This window comes from Fictibacillus arsenicus (genome assembly GCF_001642935.1).
Taxonomy (GTDB): domain Bacteria; phylum Bacillota; class Bacilli; order Bacillales; family Fictibacillaceae; genus Fictibacillus; species Fictibacillus arsenicus_B.
The window spans coordinates 2,978,856-2,995,344 of the sequence record NZ_CP016761.1 but is presented as its reverse complement, the minus strand read 5'-3'; the positions used below and the strand labels follow the sequence as shown (position 1 = coordinate 2,995,344).

Genomic DNA, 16,489 nt, shown 5'->3' with positions numbered 1-16,489 from the left:
CTTTTTTTATAAAGGCTGTTTTAGCAAACTTTGTTGCTTTTGAATGAGGTTAATTTCCGTTGCAGTGGCTCGCTTTCCGCGGGGCGTGCGGTGAGCCCCCTCTGCGCTTTGCGCCATTGAGTGGTCTCACCTGTCCCGCTCGTCCCGCAGGAGTCTCGCCCTTCCACTCCAATTAACTTTTCAATGAAGAACTACTTGAAAGTCTCCTATTAGCAGCAACCCTTAGAAAAAGAGCTTTATGAAATAGTAAAGAATATTTCGTCTATTCAAACGAAACCGTTTACATGGATGAGGTTTCTTGATTTGCTGAGTTCCATTGTATAAAGTGAAAGAATAAATGATTGTTAGGAGGCTTACATATGACAAAAAAGCTGAGTTTTGATTATAGCAAAGCCCTTTCTTTTATTGGGCAGCATGAAGTTGATTACCTTACGGGAGCTGTTAAAACAGCACATGAGGCAATCCACGAAAAAACAGGTGCAGGCAATGATTTTTTAGGCTGGGTAGATCTGCCTGAAAATTATGACCGCGAAGAGTTCAGCCGAATCGTTAAAAGTGCTGAAAAGATTAAAAGTGATTCTGATGTTTTGATTGTTGTTGGAATCGGAGGCTCATATTTAGGAGCGCGAGCAGCGATTGAAATGTTAAATCATTCTTTCTACAACCTGTTATCCAAAGAAGACCGTAAGACTCCGCAAGTTTTCTTTGCTGGACAAAACATCTCATCAACGTATGTAAAAGAGCTTTTTGATGTATTAAAGGATAGAGATGTTTCTGTAAATGTTATCTCTAAATCTGGTACTACAACAGAACCGGCAATCGCGTTCCGTATCTTTAGAAAGTTCTTAGAAGAAAAATACGGAAAAGAAGAAGCACGCAAGCGTATCTATGCAACAACAGACAAAGCGCAAGGTGCATTAAAAACATTAGCTAACGAAGAAGGCTATGAGTCATTCGTTATTCCTGACGATGTTGGTGGACGTTATTCTGTTTTAACAGCTGTTGGACTTTTACCGATCGCTGTAAGCGGAGTTAACATTGAGGAAATGATGAATGGTGCTAAAGATGCTTCCGTTGATTTTAACAATCCAAACCTTGCAGAAAACATCGCTTACCAGTATGCTGCTGTTCGAAATGCATTATATAACAAAGGCAAGACGATTGAGCTCATGGTGAACTATGAACCAGGTCTCCACTACGTTTCTGAATGGTGGAAACAGCTTTATGGCGAAAGTGAAGGTAAGGACTACAAAGGAATTTATCCTGCTTCTGTAGACTTTACAACTGATCTGCATTCAATGGGACAATACGTTCAAGAAGGACGCCGTGACCTTTTTGAAACAGTACTTTATGTGGATTCAGCACGTGAAGAGTTAACGATCGAAGAAGATGATCAAAACTTGGACAAGCTGAACTTCTTAGCTGGTCAAACAATGGATTTTGTTAATAAGAAAGCTTTCCAAGGCACACTTCTTGCGCATACAGACGGCGGAGTTCCTAACTTAATCGTGAACATTCCAGAAATGTCACCATACCATTTTGGCTATATGGTTTATTTCTTTGAAAAAGCATGTGCGGTCAGCGGATATCTTTTAGGAGTGAATCCATTTGATCAGCCAGGTGTAGAAGCATACAAGAAGAATATGTTTGCCCTTTTAGGCAAACCTGGATTTGAAAAAGAAAAAGAAGAGCTAGAGAAGCGTTTATAAGAAAGAAAGTCTGGTCAAACGGCCAGGCTTTTTTGTTTGGGCTGAGCGAGCAGAATTAACGAAGGATCTTATAATCTATCTATTATTTGGAAAGGCTAAACAATAGAAAAAGTAGGAGGGTGAACATGAAACCGATAAAAAGCAAACTTGAAAACGAAATGATTGCATTGAATGAAGCGGAAGATGTTCTCAAGAGCATGGGTTTTTCTTACGGAGGCAATTGGGATTATGACCATGGCTATTTTGATTATAAACTTGATGATGAAGAAGGGTACACATTTTTAAGAATCCCATTTAAGGCTGTTGAAGGAGAGCTTGATAAAAGAGATACTACTGTTCAAATGGGTGAGCCTTTTTTATTAGCACATAAATATCAGATTGGTCTTGATGATCATGCAGGAGCGGGGAACTTATCCGGGAGTGTAAATCAATTTTCAGAGCCGCAGGACCCGGATGCTATTATTGATAAAAAGTGGATCGGCATAGCTAAAGAACTCGTTCAAAAAGCTGAAGCACAGTTACTAAAATAAAAATAGATGGGCAATATTTGCCTATCTATTTTTGTATAAGTTTATTATATAAGCTATTGACCATTTCATTAGCTGCCAGGCTTGAAGTTTGAATAATATAATTTGCTCCCGCCCGAATTGCATTTGTTGTTTGTTCGGAAGTAAGTATTTCAGCGTGTATCAGAACTCGTTCATTAAGTCCCCTGGCAGTTAGTATTGATATAATTGTATTCATGTCAGCATTAGATTCTTTTAAGTTGTCATCAGCTGTAATTAGTACAATTTGTGCTTTTTGAATATTCGCTTTTATCCATATTTGATCCTCACTCGCTTTTCCTTGAACAAAATGGACGCCCTCTTGATATAGCGGATTCGATTTTAGCGAATCATCAATAAGAACAATTTCAGAAGTTTCTATACTTTCCATGATGGCATAAATTGTGTTGCGCGCACGTTCGTTCCATCCAACAATGATAAAATGATCTTTATTTTTGTACATATTTTTCCCCTCAAAAAAGCGATTTTCTTTCTTTACTACAGCACTCGCAAAATGTATTGTTGAAAAAGCTAAAAAAGACCCGCCTAAAAATACAAGGAGGATTGCGAGCAATCTAACCTCAAATGTGTAAGGGGCATAATCACCATAACCTACAGTTCCAGCAGTAATGACTGCCCAATAAAAAGCTTCAAAAATAGTCGGGAATGTCTTTTTTTCAAAGAAGTGTGCTAAAACAGCGCTCGAATACAAGATAAGAATTAGAATGATGCCCAGTCTAACCAGCATAGGCAGCCTTAAATAGGTATGATAAATTCTGAGCATATGCACTCTCCTCCTATTATCACTATTGCCAAAACAGATAGGGAATTATACGGATTATGCTTAGGAAAACAAAAGAAAACTCCGGATAATCTCCGGAGTTTCAAGCATTATGAAGCTTTTTGTGTGTCGATATCAGCATGGTTTTCAGCTGAATCAACTTCTTTTTCACAATTGGTGTTCTTAGTAATTGTTTGGTCTTTTATCGCTGCACCTTTCAATTCTTCAGTAGAAGCAATCAAAGGCTGGTTTTGTAGTAATAAATGATTTTGATTTATAATTGCTAACGCTTGTTTCTTTAAATCTTCTTTTAATAAATTTGAATCACTTTCGATTTTCACTGTAATAATCAAGTTATCAATAATGATTTCAATGTAAATCCATTCTCTTGTTTCGGGTTCTTCAGAAGGATCAGGTTCTGAATGAACGGGTTCCTCTGAATCAGACGGAGGAGGATCAGCTTTGGGCTTTTCTTCTTTCGGTTTCTCTTCTTTAGGCTTTTCCTCTTTCGGTTTTTCTTCCTTTGGTTTATCCTCTTTTGGATGTGTTACAGCCGGTACTTCTTTAGCAGGAGACTGTACTGCATTATCCTTTTCAGGTACCGCTGCTGTTAAAGGCGGATTTTTTGGCTTGTCCGTCTCTTTTTTAACGAAAACTGGAGCTTTTTCTTCTTTTTTAGGTTCTGCGGCAATAACAGAATGAGTATTCTGAGGTTTCGCTGACCTTTCTTTACGAGTGTTCTTTACTTTTTCTTGCACTGGAACAGCTGGTTTTTCTTTTTCTGTTTTTTCTTCTTCTCCCTTATCATCCAGGATTGGAAGCGGAGGCTCGTATACTTGATTTCCCCCCTCTTTTTTAGTCGAAGCAGAAATTTTTTCATCATTTTCTTCTAAAAGTTCTTTAATCGGTCCAACCTTTTCAGAAATTTCTTCAATGGTTTGACCAGCAACCTCTTTTGGGCTGATTTTAATGCCGGATCTTTTGGCTGCTGTATAAATGGCATAATGTCCAGGTGATATATTCATTTTTTTAGCTTTTTCCCGCTCTTTAGAACTCATAACGATTGTTGTCATTTCAACGGATTTCTTTTTTGCAGTCTCGGTCATGACCTCATTGATCTTTTCCTTCATTGCTTTCTCTTGATTCTCCGGGATATCTTCAGAAAGAGTTGTAGTAATTAGTACTTCCTCTTTAGATTTTAAATACCCAAGATCTTCACAAGCTTCAAATATAAGATTGGTCACATATCCAATCTCTTTTTCCTTCCATTCACCCATATGTTCAAGTACAGTATTGCCTTGCTCATTGAAAGATACGATTGCGAGCACCTGCATGTCTTCGTTGATATTTAATTCCAGGCTTGGATCCATATCCATACCGACATAAGCATAAACTCCATCTCCTGACATTGGAGATAATACTTGAAAGAACAATAGAAAAATAGCTAATGCTCCAGCGGTTCCCGTTTTCCAGTTAATAAATACAGAGAAGATAGAATCTTTCTTTTCTTTAAGAACAGGAATTGATATTTCTTGTCCAACCGTATAAGCAGGATTCGTATTTTTTATCTTCTTAAATTCTCCGCCTTCAGCCAGAACGATGAGGTGACGGCTGTTCACTTCTACAATAATCGCTTTGTTCATTAGTGTTTTCCTCCCGTGCCCGGCACATATTGCATCAACACTTGATAATTTTCTATAAAAATTAATGTTAGTGCGGTTATGTATTCACGCTGCCTTTTCATGGTGAGTTTTTGAGGCTGTGATTTTTCATCATGAAGAAGGGGCAAGCGTTTCCATGTTAAAAAGTAGTTTCTCATTTCAGGATCTGCCGCAATTTCTTCCGCAACTTGAATCGCTTGAAGTCTATTTTCGAGTTCTTTAGGTGTACTGGCTGCCAACTGGCTAAATTCAATTCCGAAATCCTTTAGTCGGCTCTTAAAATGAGATATCTCTCTAACAGGGTCTGGATCTGCAGCTTTCTTACACAGACCTGCCGCTGTTTCTGCGGACTGAGTTTCATGCACAGGCTGCATGGATTTGTGTTTTCTGTTAAACCATCGGCGAATCAACTTTACCCCTCCTTTCTTCATAATTCACATATGTAAAATAATATATTTCAAGATAATAATAACCAAATTATTATAGTATACTTTGGCGTGAAAAAATAGTGAAAAAAGTCACGCCTCTCGAATGTTAGGAAGTTTGATAGTGAAAAGACATGGAGAAACTGATGAGTGGGTGATAAACGTGAAATATAATAAAGAAGACCGTGAAAAATACAGTGATGCCATCGATCGTATGCAAGAAGGTCTGGACAGCATGATTGATTTATATAACGAGGCAGAAGATGATGAAGATCTTATTCAATATGAGGAAGAGGTTATTTCTGCTATTAAACGAGCGAAAGAAACCTTCGGGAACGACTTCATCGATCAAAAGATCAATACCATCGTCAAAGAAGTTCTCTCACTGATGCAGGGGGGACAGTCCCGGGGACAGACCCCAGACAAGGACAAATAGCAGTTTTGTCTTTTTGGAGCACACAATTTCAATGACAACACGATAGCAGAAACAACAAAAAAACGCTTTATGGTTACCCATAAGGCGTTTTTTGTTGTGGTCTTGTAATCAAACTGAGAAGTATCAAAAAATGTACATTACAATCGGAAACATGTTCCAGCAAATCCAAAGGGTTAAAACAAATAGTAAGGATACGGGTATCGAAACAGAATATTTTACCCATGCCGGCATGTTTTTACTAAGCTGCCAAAGCTTCCGGATTACAAGAATAAAGACTGGCAGGAGGAGAAGAAGAAAGAATAACTGCACCCAGAAAACATAAGTTGTTGTGTCTGGTTTTAAAGAAAGAAAACCTATTATAAACGTTACAGCAATGACCCCATAGACTGGCCAGGCGATTTGTTTAAATCGCAATGAATCCTTTTTTGTTAATAGATAAAAAGCTGCTATACATACCATGGTAAAAGGGAACATTCATAAAACCTCCGTTATGTTGTTTTTATTAAACTATTAATCCACTATGTATTTCATGCTCTTTCCTCTGAAAATCAATATACTTTCTTTTACCTCTAAAACGATAAAATAAATCCCATTCATAAAAATAAGACTTGTAATTTTTTGTATTTAATAGAAAAATAGAGAAAAGACAATTCTTGTAAAATAACTTCAAAATAATTCAACAGGGATGTAGCTTAATGAAAAAAACTCCAGCCACATTACAGAACAATAATCAAATAATGTATACGTTATACGAGGCAGTTTCCAGTGGAATTATCGTGTTGGAGCGATCAAATCGTATTCTGCTTGCAAACAAGAAAGCTTGTGAAATACTAGGGCATTCCAAATCAGAAATGGAAGGTTCCTTTTTATATAACATGCCATTTGAAGTAATGGATCAGCTGAAAAATAAGGTTTCTTTTGAAGAACTGCCATCGCAGACTACCATTCAAACCGGCACAGAAATGAATGAATGTGAACTAGGCATAACAGGAAAAGGATTTAATGGTATTCGCTGGATTCTAGTAAGTACAAAGCCTATTTTCCTGACAGAGAGCAAAGTGGATCAGGTAGTTATTACGCTAGTAGATATTACCGCTAGGAAACAAACCGAACAGGCATTAAGTCACAGTCAAGAAAGATTTCTTTCGCTTGTTGATTCTATGGAAGATACCGTTTTTACTTTAGATAGGAATTTTGTACATACAGGAATCTACGGAAAATGGATGAAAAAACATAATATTACACCTGACTATTTTTTAGGTAAATCGCTAAAAGAAGTTTTCGGTGAGACTATCGCTGATGGTCAGAAGAAAGTATGCCAGCTTGTTTTAAAAGGGAAGTCACAGATCTATGAATGGAGCAATGTCCGAAACGGAGAACGATTATATTATCAAGCCATACTCTCTCCTATTAAAAATGAGCAAGGGCAAGTAGAAGGTATTGTTGGTGTTTCAAGGGATATATCAGAAAATAAAAGGATGGAGATCGGTCTTCTTGAAAGTGAAGAGAGATTCCGGCAATTTGCTGAAAATGCAAAAGATGTTTTTTGGATGGAAGATTATCAAACACGAAAACTTATCTATGTATCAAAGGCATATCAAAAAATATGGGATATAGAAGATACAGAGACTTTTTCATCGGTTTTCACTCAGATTTGTCCGGATGATCAGCAAGAAGTTCAAGGGTTTATCAATAAAATTGCAGGCGGAGAGTCACAAATTGAGTACCGCATTCAAAGTAAAAATAAAAAAGTCCGCTGGATAAGAACGAGAGCATTCCCAATAACAAATGATGAAGGCGAAATTTATAGGATTGCCGGTATCTCTGAGGATATTACCGATTTGAAGGAAAAAGAAGAGCTGCTCAGAAAATCTGACAAACTTACTGTCGTTGGTGAACTGGCAGCAGGAATCGCTCATGAAATCAGGAATCCGCTTACGAGTATAAAAGGGTTTGTGCAACTGATGAAACAGGATATGGATGAATTGCACAGCGAAATTATATTGTCAGAAATGGATAGGATCGAGTCGATCATAACTGAATTTTTAGTTTTAGCTAAACCACATCAAGATACGGTTTTCCAGCATCGAAACGTAAATGATTTTATTAAACAGACGATTACTCTATTAGATTCAGAAGCTAATCTTAACAATGTACAATTTGAAACAATACTCAGGGATGTACCTCAAATACTTTGTGAAGGTAATCAAATTAAACAGGTCATTATAAATGTCATTAAAAATGCGATAGAATCCATGCTGTGCGGAGGAACAATCACTGTTGAAACCGGTACTTTTGATGAGAGCTATGTGTTTATAAAAGTGACAGACCAGGGATCTGGAATCAGTGAAGAACGCCTTGCACGATTAGGAGAACCGTTTTATTCAAACAAAGAAAAAGGAATCGGCTTAGGACTTATGGTGAGCTTGAAAATTATTGAAAACCACCACGGAAATATAACATTTGAAAGTATTTTAGACGTTGGAACAACAGTCACGGTTTTGCTGCCTACTAAACTTTTACCATAGATATAAAAATATCAAACGCTTTTTAGCCTCTGGCTGAAGAGCGTTTTTTGCTTGCTTACTAGGTGTTTCAATTATTTTAAAAATGGGTAAATAATGCATAGGAGAATGGAGGAAATCACCTTTTTTAAAGCTGTAAATTTGCGGAAAATTGAGAAAGATTACGATTCATGCTACCATTGTCATGTGGGTGTGACCTGCTAAATGGGATTTCAAGGAGGATAAGAATGAAGGATTTCAAGAAGAAGATTAGTATTTTAACAGTCATTTTTTCAATGATGGTACTGGCTGCATGCGGCAGCAGTGAATCAAGTGACGGTGGACCAGAGTTGAAAAAAGAAGGGGAATTTAATTTTATTGTTTCTGGGGAGTTTCCTCCTTTCAGTTCTGTTGATAAGAATGGTGAATTAACAGGATATGATGTAGCAGTCGGTAAAGCAATTGCAGACGAACTTGGCTTAAAGGCGGTTCCAGAAAAGTTCAAGTTTCATGGTGCAGTTTCTGCAATAAAGGCAGATCGTTTTGACGCAGCAGTGGCGAGCCATACAATCACTGAAGACCGTAAACAAGCAGTGAATTTCAGCGAGCCATATTATTATTCAGGTCCAGTCATTTTTACTAGACCGGACAGTGATATTAAGACGAAGGAAGATTTAAAAGGAAAAGAAGTTGCTGTTTCAAAAGGTTCTACCTATGAAAAATCTGCTCAGGATTTTACAGATCAGATTAAAAACTATGACAGTGATGCAACAGCATTGCGTGCATTAAGTGAAGGAAAACATGATGCTGTTATTACAGATGCGATCACTGGTAAACAAGCGATTGAAAAAGGCTTCAAAATTGTTGAGAAAGAGCAATTAGGTACGAGTGAACAAGCGATTGCTGTTAAAAAAGAAGATAAAGAACTGTTAAAAGCTATTAATAAAGCATTAAAGAAGCTCAAAGACAGCGGAGAGCTTAAAAAGCTTAGTGAAAAATACGTCGGTGCTGATATCACAAAAAAGCCTGAATAACCTATGTGAGCCGTCCGCATGACAAAAGTGCAGGGCGGCTTTCTTTTTCAGAGAATAGAGATGAAAAGGGGAGAAAAACTGCATGTTTGATATAGCACATATTCTAGATGTATTAATAGAAAGTTATCCGCTCTTCATGAAGGGCCTTTGGATTACTTTAAAACTAACCGTTGTTTCCATTTTAATCGGAACCGGAATCGGACTTATTTTTGCTCTGTTTAAAATATCAGGAATTAAAATCCTTAACTGGATCGCTAATATATATATTGCACTAATTCGTGGTACACCACTAATCGTTCAGATCTTTATCTTTTATTTTGGTCTGGCTGAATTAGGTATTTCAGCATTCTGGTCTGCAGCATTTGGTCTTGCTATGCATAATGGTGCTTATATAGCAGAGATCTTCAGAGGATCCATTCAATCTGTAGATAAAGGACAGATGGAAGCAGGACGTTCTTTAGGAATGCCGTACGGCTTAACGATGCGCAGAATTATTTTGCCGCAAGCGTTCAAACGTGCACTTCCTCCACTTGGAAATCAATTCATCATCGGGCTTAAAGATTCTTCATTGGCATCTTTTATCGCATTATCAGAGCTTTTCAGTATTGCGACCACTCAAGGATCGAGAACGTTTGATGAGATGACCTATTTAATCATTGTTGGCTTATATTATCTGATCCTAGTCCTTCTTTTCACTCTTCTCGTTAATATGTTGGAAAAGAAACTTTCAGCTGGGGAATAGGAGGAGTTTATATGAAAAGAGAAATGATTCGAATCGAAAACCTGAAAAAGAGCTTCGGTGATTTAGAGGTATTAAAAGAAGTAAATCTTAATGTTAATGAAAGTGATGTTGTAGTATTAATCGGTGCAAGCGGATCAGGAAAAAGTACGTTGCTGCGCTGTATTAATTTTCTGGAGATAAAGAATGGCGGGAAAATTGTGATTGAGGGAGAAGAAGTTGATCCTAAATCTCATAATTTAAATGAAGTACGCCAAAAAGTTGGAATGGTATTTCAGCACTTTAATCTTTTTCCTCATAAAACCGTTCTTGAAAACGTAATGGAAGCACCTGTAATGGTGAAAAATGAAAATAAAAAAGAAGCTGAAAAAGATGCGAGGATTTTGCTTGATAAGGTAGGTCTATCGGATAAAGCAGATGTATATCCAGCTAAGCTGTCCGGGGGTCAGAAGCAGCGTGTTGCAATCGCAAGAGCACTCGCTATGAAACCCGATATCATGCTATTTGATGAACCCACTTCAGCACTAGATCCTGAACTGGTTGGTGAAGTATTAGCTACAATGAAAGAGCTCGCCCAGGAAGGAATGACGATGGTCGTTGTTACACATGAGATGGGCTTTGCAAAAGAAGTAGCAGATGAGGTTGTATATATGCATGACGGGCAGATTTGGGAAAGAGGAACACCATCTGAGTTGTTTAATAATCCAAAAGAAGATCGAACAAAGGATTTCTTAAGTTCCATTCTTTAATCATAAAGGGTGCAGCATCATGCTGCACCCTTTTATTGTGTTTTTTTAGGGCTCTTGGAAGTGGTTGATTTCAGCTCCAGGATGCTCGCTTTCCGCGAGGGTAAGGTGAGCTAGCTAAATGCGATTGCGGGGTCTCACATTCAAGGAAGTTTGTGTGCTCCTGCGTCTACAAGCAAATCCTAACGAGGCATGTTCCTCGTCGCATGCCTTGCACGAAGTATATTCATGTGGCTGGCACGGAGGAGTCTCGCACATTAAGCTTCTATCAACTTGTCAACGAAGCTTATAATGAAGCATCCATCACTGTCTTTGTTTTTCGCTCTTGGATAAGCAGCACTGCACCCAGCACAAGCAGAATACCTGTCACCTGAATGAAAGATACGGATTCCTTATATAATAATAGCCCCATAATGGTTGCGACAACCGGTTCTACGGTCGAAACGATAGACGCTTTACTCGCTTCTACTTGTTTTAATCCCTGCGTATAGAACCAATAAGCCAGAACAGTTGGGAATAATCCAAGTCCTGCTGTATACACGATGGCATGCGCACCGAAGTCAGCCGTTTCAGAAGAATTGATGCCGCTTATGGGAAATAACACGATCATAGCAAACAAAAATGTGTAAAAGCTGATGGTCAGTGTCTCGTACTTTTTTGATGCCAGTTTGCCAAAAATACTATAAAGGGAGTAACCGAATCCAGCTCCGAGTCCAGTAATTAAACCTGTCCAAGACAGCTCGGAGAAATTTCCCGAAAAAATACCCGAAACAAACATACAGCCTAAAAAAGTGATGAATAATGCCATAAGCTTCTGCCAAGTTAATTTTTCCTTGAAAACAAAGATAGAAATCAACAAAACAAAAACAGGTGCTGTATATAACAAGATAGCTGCGATAGCGAGTGAGGAGTGCTGGATAGTTGTAAAGTAACACCAGTTAAAGAAGGAAATACTCAGTACGCCTGTACCGAAAAAATACCAGCTGTCTTTTAATTTTATTTTTAAAAGCCCTGGACGGTAAATAATGATCCATATGAAAAAGAAGATAAACGCGCTAATGGCTCTTAAGAAAACAATCTGTAAAGGTGTGTATCCGATTGAAGCCAGCTCTTTAACGAAATAACCGATTATTCCCCAAAAAGACGCACCGATCGCCACAAATAGGAATGCGATTTTAGTTTGATATGACATAGTATACATCCTTTGTTTTGATGAAAATCTGTTCCTATTTGAACTCTAACAAAAAACACCTTCACTGTATAGGACAATGAAGGTGATGATCTTGTATTCTACTTATGGACTTTATCAGAGATTTTATCAGTTTCATCATCATCTTTTACAATATCTTCATCTATATCATCTTTGAAAGCAAATGATAGCAGAAGTGATACAAGGATTCCGCCGCCGATTAGGTTTCCGATGGAGGCTGGAATCAAGTTAAGCAATATGAATTCATACCAGCTGTATTCAAAGCCTTCTAAAACTGTAATACTGAAATATCCCATATTTGCAACTGCGTGCTGGAAGTTCCCGGCTTCGAATATAATTACCGGTAATAAAATACCAAAGATTTTGCCCATTACATCACGAGCCGCTGTAGCAAGAACTGCAGCTATACCAATAAGCCAGTTTGCAAGAATTCCTGAAAAAAGAACTTGAAACCATCCCCAAGTTCCGCGCTCTGTAAACTCCATCTTTTTTTCCATGAATTTGAGCAGCCCTTCATAAAACTCTCTATCAAGAGAACCTGATAAATTCAGTAAAAATCCAACAAAAAGGGCACCTAAGAAATTTCCAATATAACAAATTCCCCAGAAACGCAAAACATTTTTGCTGATCCAATACTTGCTCTGCAAAATATAACTTGGGAGCAATACATTGATCTCGGTAAATAGTATGGAACCAGATAAGAATATCATGGCATAACCAATGGCAAATCCAACACCTGCTAGCAAATTATATGGACCTGGTGTATGAACTTCCATTGATAAAAGAACGGAACCTAGCGCTCCAAATGCAATGAATGCACCGGCCATAAAAGATAGAATAAATTGTGCTAAGTTAGTAATCTTTAAGGATTCTTTTCCTTCTTCAATAAAGTATTCAATAATTTGTGCTGGAAAGAAATACTGCCGATCAGGTACATCAGGTGATTTTTTTTTGTTTTTTTCCATTCATAGTCCCTCAAGTTTCATCATTCTTGTTTTAATACTCTTCCCAAAACAACAAGCATAGAAACTAAATAAAGAAGAAAGTATTTAAAATGTAATTTAATGCACATTCATGATTTGTGGTAAAATAGAGAGGAAGGGAAGTGCTCACTTGAAAGGATCAGGGAACATTTTTAATCAAGGAGATACGGTAACTGTTTTAAAAACAGGTGAATGCGTCACCATCTCAAAATTTCAGTATGTTAAACATATGAAGAAATATTGTTATAAAGTTAGTGAACATCCTAGTACTTTTTTCTTTGAAGAGGAATTTGAAAATGGCAAAAAGAAACGCTGAATTTGCTATTTGACATATAAAGAAAAAAAGAGCATTCCCCAAAAAAGGGGATTGCTCTTTTTTCATAAACAAAATACTTATCTGGATGCTGTATGTCCAGCCGTTGCAGTTGCATTAGATTTAAACCCAACATATAAAGATGAAAATGCGATTGCAAAATGCAGAATGTTTGTTGCGATCATAAACATAATTCCTGCAAATTCATGAGTGAATAATCCTAATATGGCTACAAGCAGATACACGATTCCAAATATTTTCGCATAAAGAATACTTTTTGCTTCACTTGAACTTATAAACAACGCAACAATACCAGAAACGATATGAATCACGTTATGAATAGGAGTTAGATGGAATAATCCTTCCATTGGAAACACAAATCCTATAACACCAAGAATAAGAAAAACGATTCCTAAAACCTTTACAAATTTACTAGCCATCCTAATACCTCCAAATTTTTAATATGATTACAAACATTTATTCCACATTTTCTCATTTTGTAAACATGTTGTATAACATTTGTTAATTAAATATATAACTATTTTCTTTTTTTATTCCAGTTATTTCGCATGCGACAAAATTGGAGTTATTTTTTAATCCAATCCGACAGATTTCTTACATTTAAAAATGTATAATCTCCAAGCAAAGAGGGTGCAGGGGGATGAAAATATGAACGTACTGCAAAACTTAGTACTTTCTACAACGATCTTACTTTCGAGTACGTCTATTTTTGAAGCAGATCAATTTCGAAGTTTCTGGAAAGAGGCGATTTATAAACATACAGATCCCGAAATATCCATTGTGTTTGCCGGTGATACAATGATGGACTGGTCAATAAAGGACACCGTTAAAACAAAGGGACCGGATTATCCTTTCCGTTATGTGAAAGAAGAAATTGAAGCAAGCGATTATGCTGTTGTAAACCTTGAAACAGCAGTTACTAACCATACTGGGGTTTTCTCAAAAGAATATAACTTTAAGTCAGATCCTATAGCTCTTCAGGGTTTGAAAAATGCTGGGTTTGACCTTATCTCCCTTGCTAACAACCACACGATGGATTACGAGGCAGAAGGGCTGCTAGATACAATGCATTATATTAAAACTTATGGCTTGTCTTACATAGGAGCAGGAAACGACACGAAAGAAGCATACAATTCAAAAGAAGTTGTGATCAAAGGAAAGAAATTCAGGTTTCTAGCGTTTTCGAGGGTACTGCCGAGTACATCATGGGGAGCAGGTGAAAGCAGTCCTGGGCTGGCTAATGGATACAACTTAGATCTCTTGGAAGAGATCGTCAGCCGAGAGAGTAAATTGTGCGATTACTTAATGGTTTACATGCATTGGGGGAAAGAAAGAAGCAAGCATCCGGAACCCTATCAAGTTAACTATGCACGAACCATGATAGATGCTGGGGCAGATGCTATTGTTGGTTCTCACCCTCATGTTCTGCAAGGTTTTCAATATTACAAAGGAAAGCCTATTGCTTATTCTTTAGGAAACTTTTTATTTCCGGATTATGTAAAGGGGAATAGTGCAGAAACGGGATTATTGAAAATTAATATTATTAATGGAAAAATAGGCATGCAGTTTAAACCTTATTTCATTAAAAATGACACGATAATAAAACTTGATCCAGACGAGGAAAAACGCATACTGGCTAAATTAGAAGAGCTTTCCTATCAAATAAAATTAACGGGGTATGATTTTAAATAAAGGCTGTTTTCGTAATCTTTGTCGTTATTGAAAGAGGCTAATTTCCGCTCTTTGGACTCGCTTTCCGCAGGGTGTGCGGTGAGCCCATTCGTCGCTTTGCGTCATTGAATGGTCTCACCTGTCCCACTCATCCTGCTGGTGTCTCGCCCTTCCGCTCCAATTAACTATACAATGAAGAATTAAAAATTTCTCTGTAGCAACAATCTGTTAGAAAAGAGCTTAAATAAAATATTTATGTATAATGAGAGACTTCAGAGTTTCTCATATTTTTGTTGATGATTACCAAATATACATGAAATTTGTCTTAGATTAAGTAAACAAAATGAAATATTAAAGACTACTATACTCATGCGCAGAAATCTCTTCTCCTCTATATAATTTTAATATATTCAAATAATTAAAATTTTTGGAAGGAGATGCAGCGGTGAAAAAGGGACTTATATTATTTTTTACTTTAATGTTAGTGGGGATATCAGCTATGAGCGATAAAACTCAAGCGGCAAGCTATGTAAATCCGAATCAAACATATACATATGAAACGATGACGAGTAACATTAAAACTCTCGCGCAAAAATATCCGGGACTAGTCCAATACCGTTCTCTAGGGAAAACACCATATGGAAGAGACATATGGGCAGTAAAGCTTGGCAGAGGTGATGCGACTGTGCTTTATAATGCCTCACATCATGCCCGAGAATGGATCACAACGAATATCGTGATGGAGATGATCGATCAATACAGTGGAAAATATGTAGTAAATGGAACGATAGACGGATACAATGTTGCACACGTACTGAATAATACGTCTATATGGTTTATCCCCATGACAAATCCAGATGGGGTGACTCTCCAGCAAAAAGGATTGTCCGCTTTTCCATCTGCAGCACATGCGAACCTTATAAAAATGAACGGCGGAAGCAAAGATTTTAAAAGATGGAAATCCAATGCACAAGGAATAGACCTAAATCGCCAGTATCCAGCCCGATGGGAAGAAATCGATAATAACGCTAAAGCACCCTATTATAAAGACTATAAAGGAAAAGCACCACTTCAGACGACTGAAGCAAAAGCAGTTGCTGCTCTTACATACTTAGTCGACCCAGAACTAACAAATTCTTATCATACAGCAGGAAGAATTTTATATTATCATTTTAACTATGGCTCCAACACCTATGAGGGGGATAAGACACTAGGAACTACGCTATCTGGAATGACAGGGTACAGGCTCATTCCTCCTGATACGAATTTATCCAGTGGAGGCGGATATAAAGACTGGTTCATTCAAACATTCAAACGTCCTGGTTTTACTTTTGAACTTGCACCATATGCAGGAGAAACAAATCCGCCGATCTCCATTTTTTCAGAAGAATGGAACAGAAATAAAAAAGCAGGACTTTACATGGCGATTGAAGGAGATAAGAGGTGGGAAAACCGAATAACACCTCTGACCAAAACAATAACCTTGACTCAAAAAGTACCACTGCATGATCGTCCCAATACAAAACATAAAATGGCAGCGGCGAGTCTATATCCTGGAACATATAAAGTGAATGCGTCATTTGGAAATTTTTATCGCATACAAACTATTCTTGGACCTAAATGGATCTTAAAGTAAAAAAGATTAAAACAAGCAGTGATTTGCTGCTTGTTTTTTTATATCAGCAAAAGAAAAAATGAATAAACCCCAAAG

16 protein-coding genes are annotated in these 16,489 nt (G+C 37.4%); 9 read left to right on the top strand and 7 right to left on the bottom strand.

The window, feature by feature from the left end; genetic code table 11:
- Window positions 1-359 precede the first annotated feature (359 nt).
- Both ABE41_RS15330 and ABE41_RS15325 read left to right on the top strand, forming a co-directional pair.
- Window positions 360-1,709 (top strand): glucose-6-phosphate isomerase, encoded by a 1,350-nt coding sequence (locus ABE41_RS15330; RefSeq protein WP_066292106.1) that lies wholly within the window; start codon window positions 360-362, stop codon window positions 1,707-1,709.
- Window positions 1,710-1,834: 125 nt separating this feature from the next.
- Window positions 1,835-2,239: a YugN-like family protein gene (locus ABE41_RS15325; RefSeq protein ID WP_066292101.1), complete on the top strand. Its 405-nt coding sequence runs from the start codon at window positions 1,835-1,837 to the stop codon at window positions 2,237-2,239.
- A 25-nt stretch (window positions 2,240-2,264) separates the two neighbouring features.
- Here ABE41_RS15325 and ABE41_RS15320 read toward each other — a convergent pair whose 3' ends face one another.
- The 3 genes from ABE41_RS15320 to ABE41_RS15310 form a co-directional block, all read right to left on the bottom strand.
- Window positions 2,265-3,038, bottom strand: a complete 774-nt coding sequence (locus ABE41_RS15320) for a potassium channel family protein (protein ID WP_066292100.1) — start codon at window positions 3,036-3,038, stop codon at window positions 2,265-2,267.
- 107 nt (window positions 3,039-3,145) lie between these two features.
- The gene (locus ABE41_RS15315) at window positions 3,146-4,678 is read right to left on the bottom strand and encodes an anti-sigma factor domain-containing protein (protein WP_066292097.1); all 1,533 of its coding nucleotides are present in this window, start codon (window positions 4,676-4,678) and stop codon (window positions 3,146-3,148) included.
- Entirely contained in the window at window positions 4,678-5,106 is a 429-nt protein-coding gene (locus ABE41_RS15310; RefSeq protein ID WP_066292094.1) for a hypothetical protein, read from the bottom strand. The genes ABE41_RS15315 and ABE41_RS15310 overlap by 1 nt, the downstream gene beginning before the upstream one ends.
- 139 nt (window positions 5,107-5,245) lie before the next feature.
- Between ABE41_RS15310 and ABE41_RS15305 the strand changes: the two genes are divergently transcribed.
- Entirely contained in the window at window positions 5,246-5,557 is a 312-nt protein-coding gene (locus ABE41_RS15305) for a protein mistic (RefSeq protein ID WP_301336189.1), read from the top strand.
- A 123-nt stretch (window positions 5,558-5,680) separates the two neighbouring features.
- On the opposite strand, the gene ABE41_RS15300 is transcribed toward ABE41_RS15305, so the two are convergent.
- Window positions 5,681-6,031: a hypothetical protein gene (locus tag ABE41_RS15300; RefSeq protein WP_066292092.1), complete on the bottom strand. Its 351-nt coding sequence runs from the start codon at window positions 6,029-6,031 to the stop codon at window positions 5,681-5,683.
- 221 nt (window positions 6,032-6,252) lie between these two features.
- Between ABE41_RS15300 and ABE41_RS15295 the strand changes: the two genes are divergently transcribed.
- The 4 genes from ABE41_RS15295 (at window position 6,253) to ABE41_RS15280 (ending at window position 10,583) form a co-directional block, all read left to right on the top strand.
- Complete coding sequence (locus tag ABE41_RS15295; protein ID WP_066292090.1) at window positions 6,253-8,085, top strand: PAS domain-containing sensor histidine kinase; 1,833 nt, start codon at window positions 6,253-6,255, stop codon at window positions 8,083-8,085.
- Window positions 8,086-8,309: 224 nt separating this feature from the next.
- Window positions 8,310-9,095, top strand: a complete 786-nt coding sequence (locus ABE41_RS15290; protein ID WP_066292089.1) for a transporter substrate-binding domain-containing protein — start codon at window positions 8,310-8,312, stop codon at window positions 9,093-9,095.
- An 82-nt stretch (window positions 9,096-9,177) separates the two neighbouring features.
- On the top strand, window positions 9,178-9,837 hold the full coding sequence (locus tag ABE41_RS15285) for an amino acid ABC transporter permease (RefSeq protein WP_066292088.1): 660 nt from the start codon (window positions 9,178-9,180) through the stop codon (window positions 9,835-9,837).
- An 11-nt stretch (window positions 9,838-9,848) separates the two neighbouring features.
- Entirely contained in the window at window positions 9,849-10,583 is a 735-nt protein-coding gene (locus ABE41_RS15280; protein WP_066292087.1) for an amino acid ABC transporter ATP-binding protein, read from the top strand.
- A gap of 283 nt (window positions 10,584-10,866) precedes the next feature.
- On the opposite strand, the gene ABE41_RS15275 is transcribed toward ABE41_RS15280, so the two are convergent.
- The 3 genes from ABE41_RS15275 to ABE41_RS15260 form a co-directional block, all read right to left on the bottom strand.
- Window positions 10,867-11,772, bottom strand: a complete 906-nt coding sequence (locus ABE41_RS15275; protein WP_066292085.1) for a DMT family transporter — start codon at window positions 11,770-11,772, stop codon at window positions 10,867-10,869.
- A 98-nt stretch (window positions 11,773-11,870) separates the two neighbouring features.
- Entirely contained in the window at window positions 11,871-12,755 is an 885-nt protein-coding gene (locus ABE41_RS15270; RefSeq protein ID WP_066292082.1) for a formate/nitrite transporter family protein, read from the bottom strand.
- Window positions 12,756-13,166: 411 nt separating this feature from the next.
- Window positions 13,167-13,526: a DUF4383 domain-containing protein gene (locus tag ABE41_RS15260; protein ID WP_066292077.1), complete on the bottom strand. Its 360-nt coding sequence runs from the start codon at window positions 13,524-13,526 to the stop codon at window positions 13,167-13,169.
- 229 nt (window positions 13,527-13,755) lie between these two features.
- Here ABE41_RS15260 and ABE41_RS15255 point away from each other — a divergent pair, with 229 nt between their 5' ends.
- Both ABE41_RS15255 and ABE41_RS15250 read left to right on the top strand, forming a co-directional pair.
- Window positions 13,756-14,799 (top strand): CapA family protein, encoded by a 1,044-nt coding sequence (locus ABE41_RS15255; RefSeq protein ID WP_083207826.1) that lies wholly within the window; start codon window positions 13,756-13,758, stop codon window positions 14,797-14,799.
- 478 nt (window positions 14,800-15,277) lie between these two features.
- Window positions 15,278-16,414: a M14 family zinc carboxypeptidase gene (locus ABE41_RS15250; protein ID WP_253805357.1), complete on the top strand. Its 1,137-nt coding sequence runs from the start codon at window positions 15,278-15,280 to the stop codon at window positions 16,412-16,414.
- The last annotated feature ends 75 nt before the right edge of the window (window positions 16,415-16,489 follow it).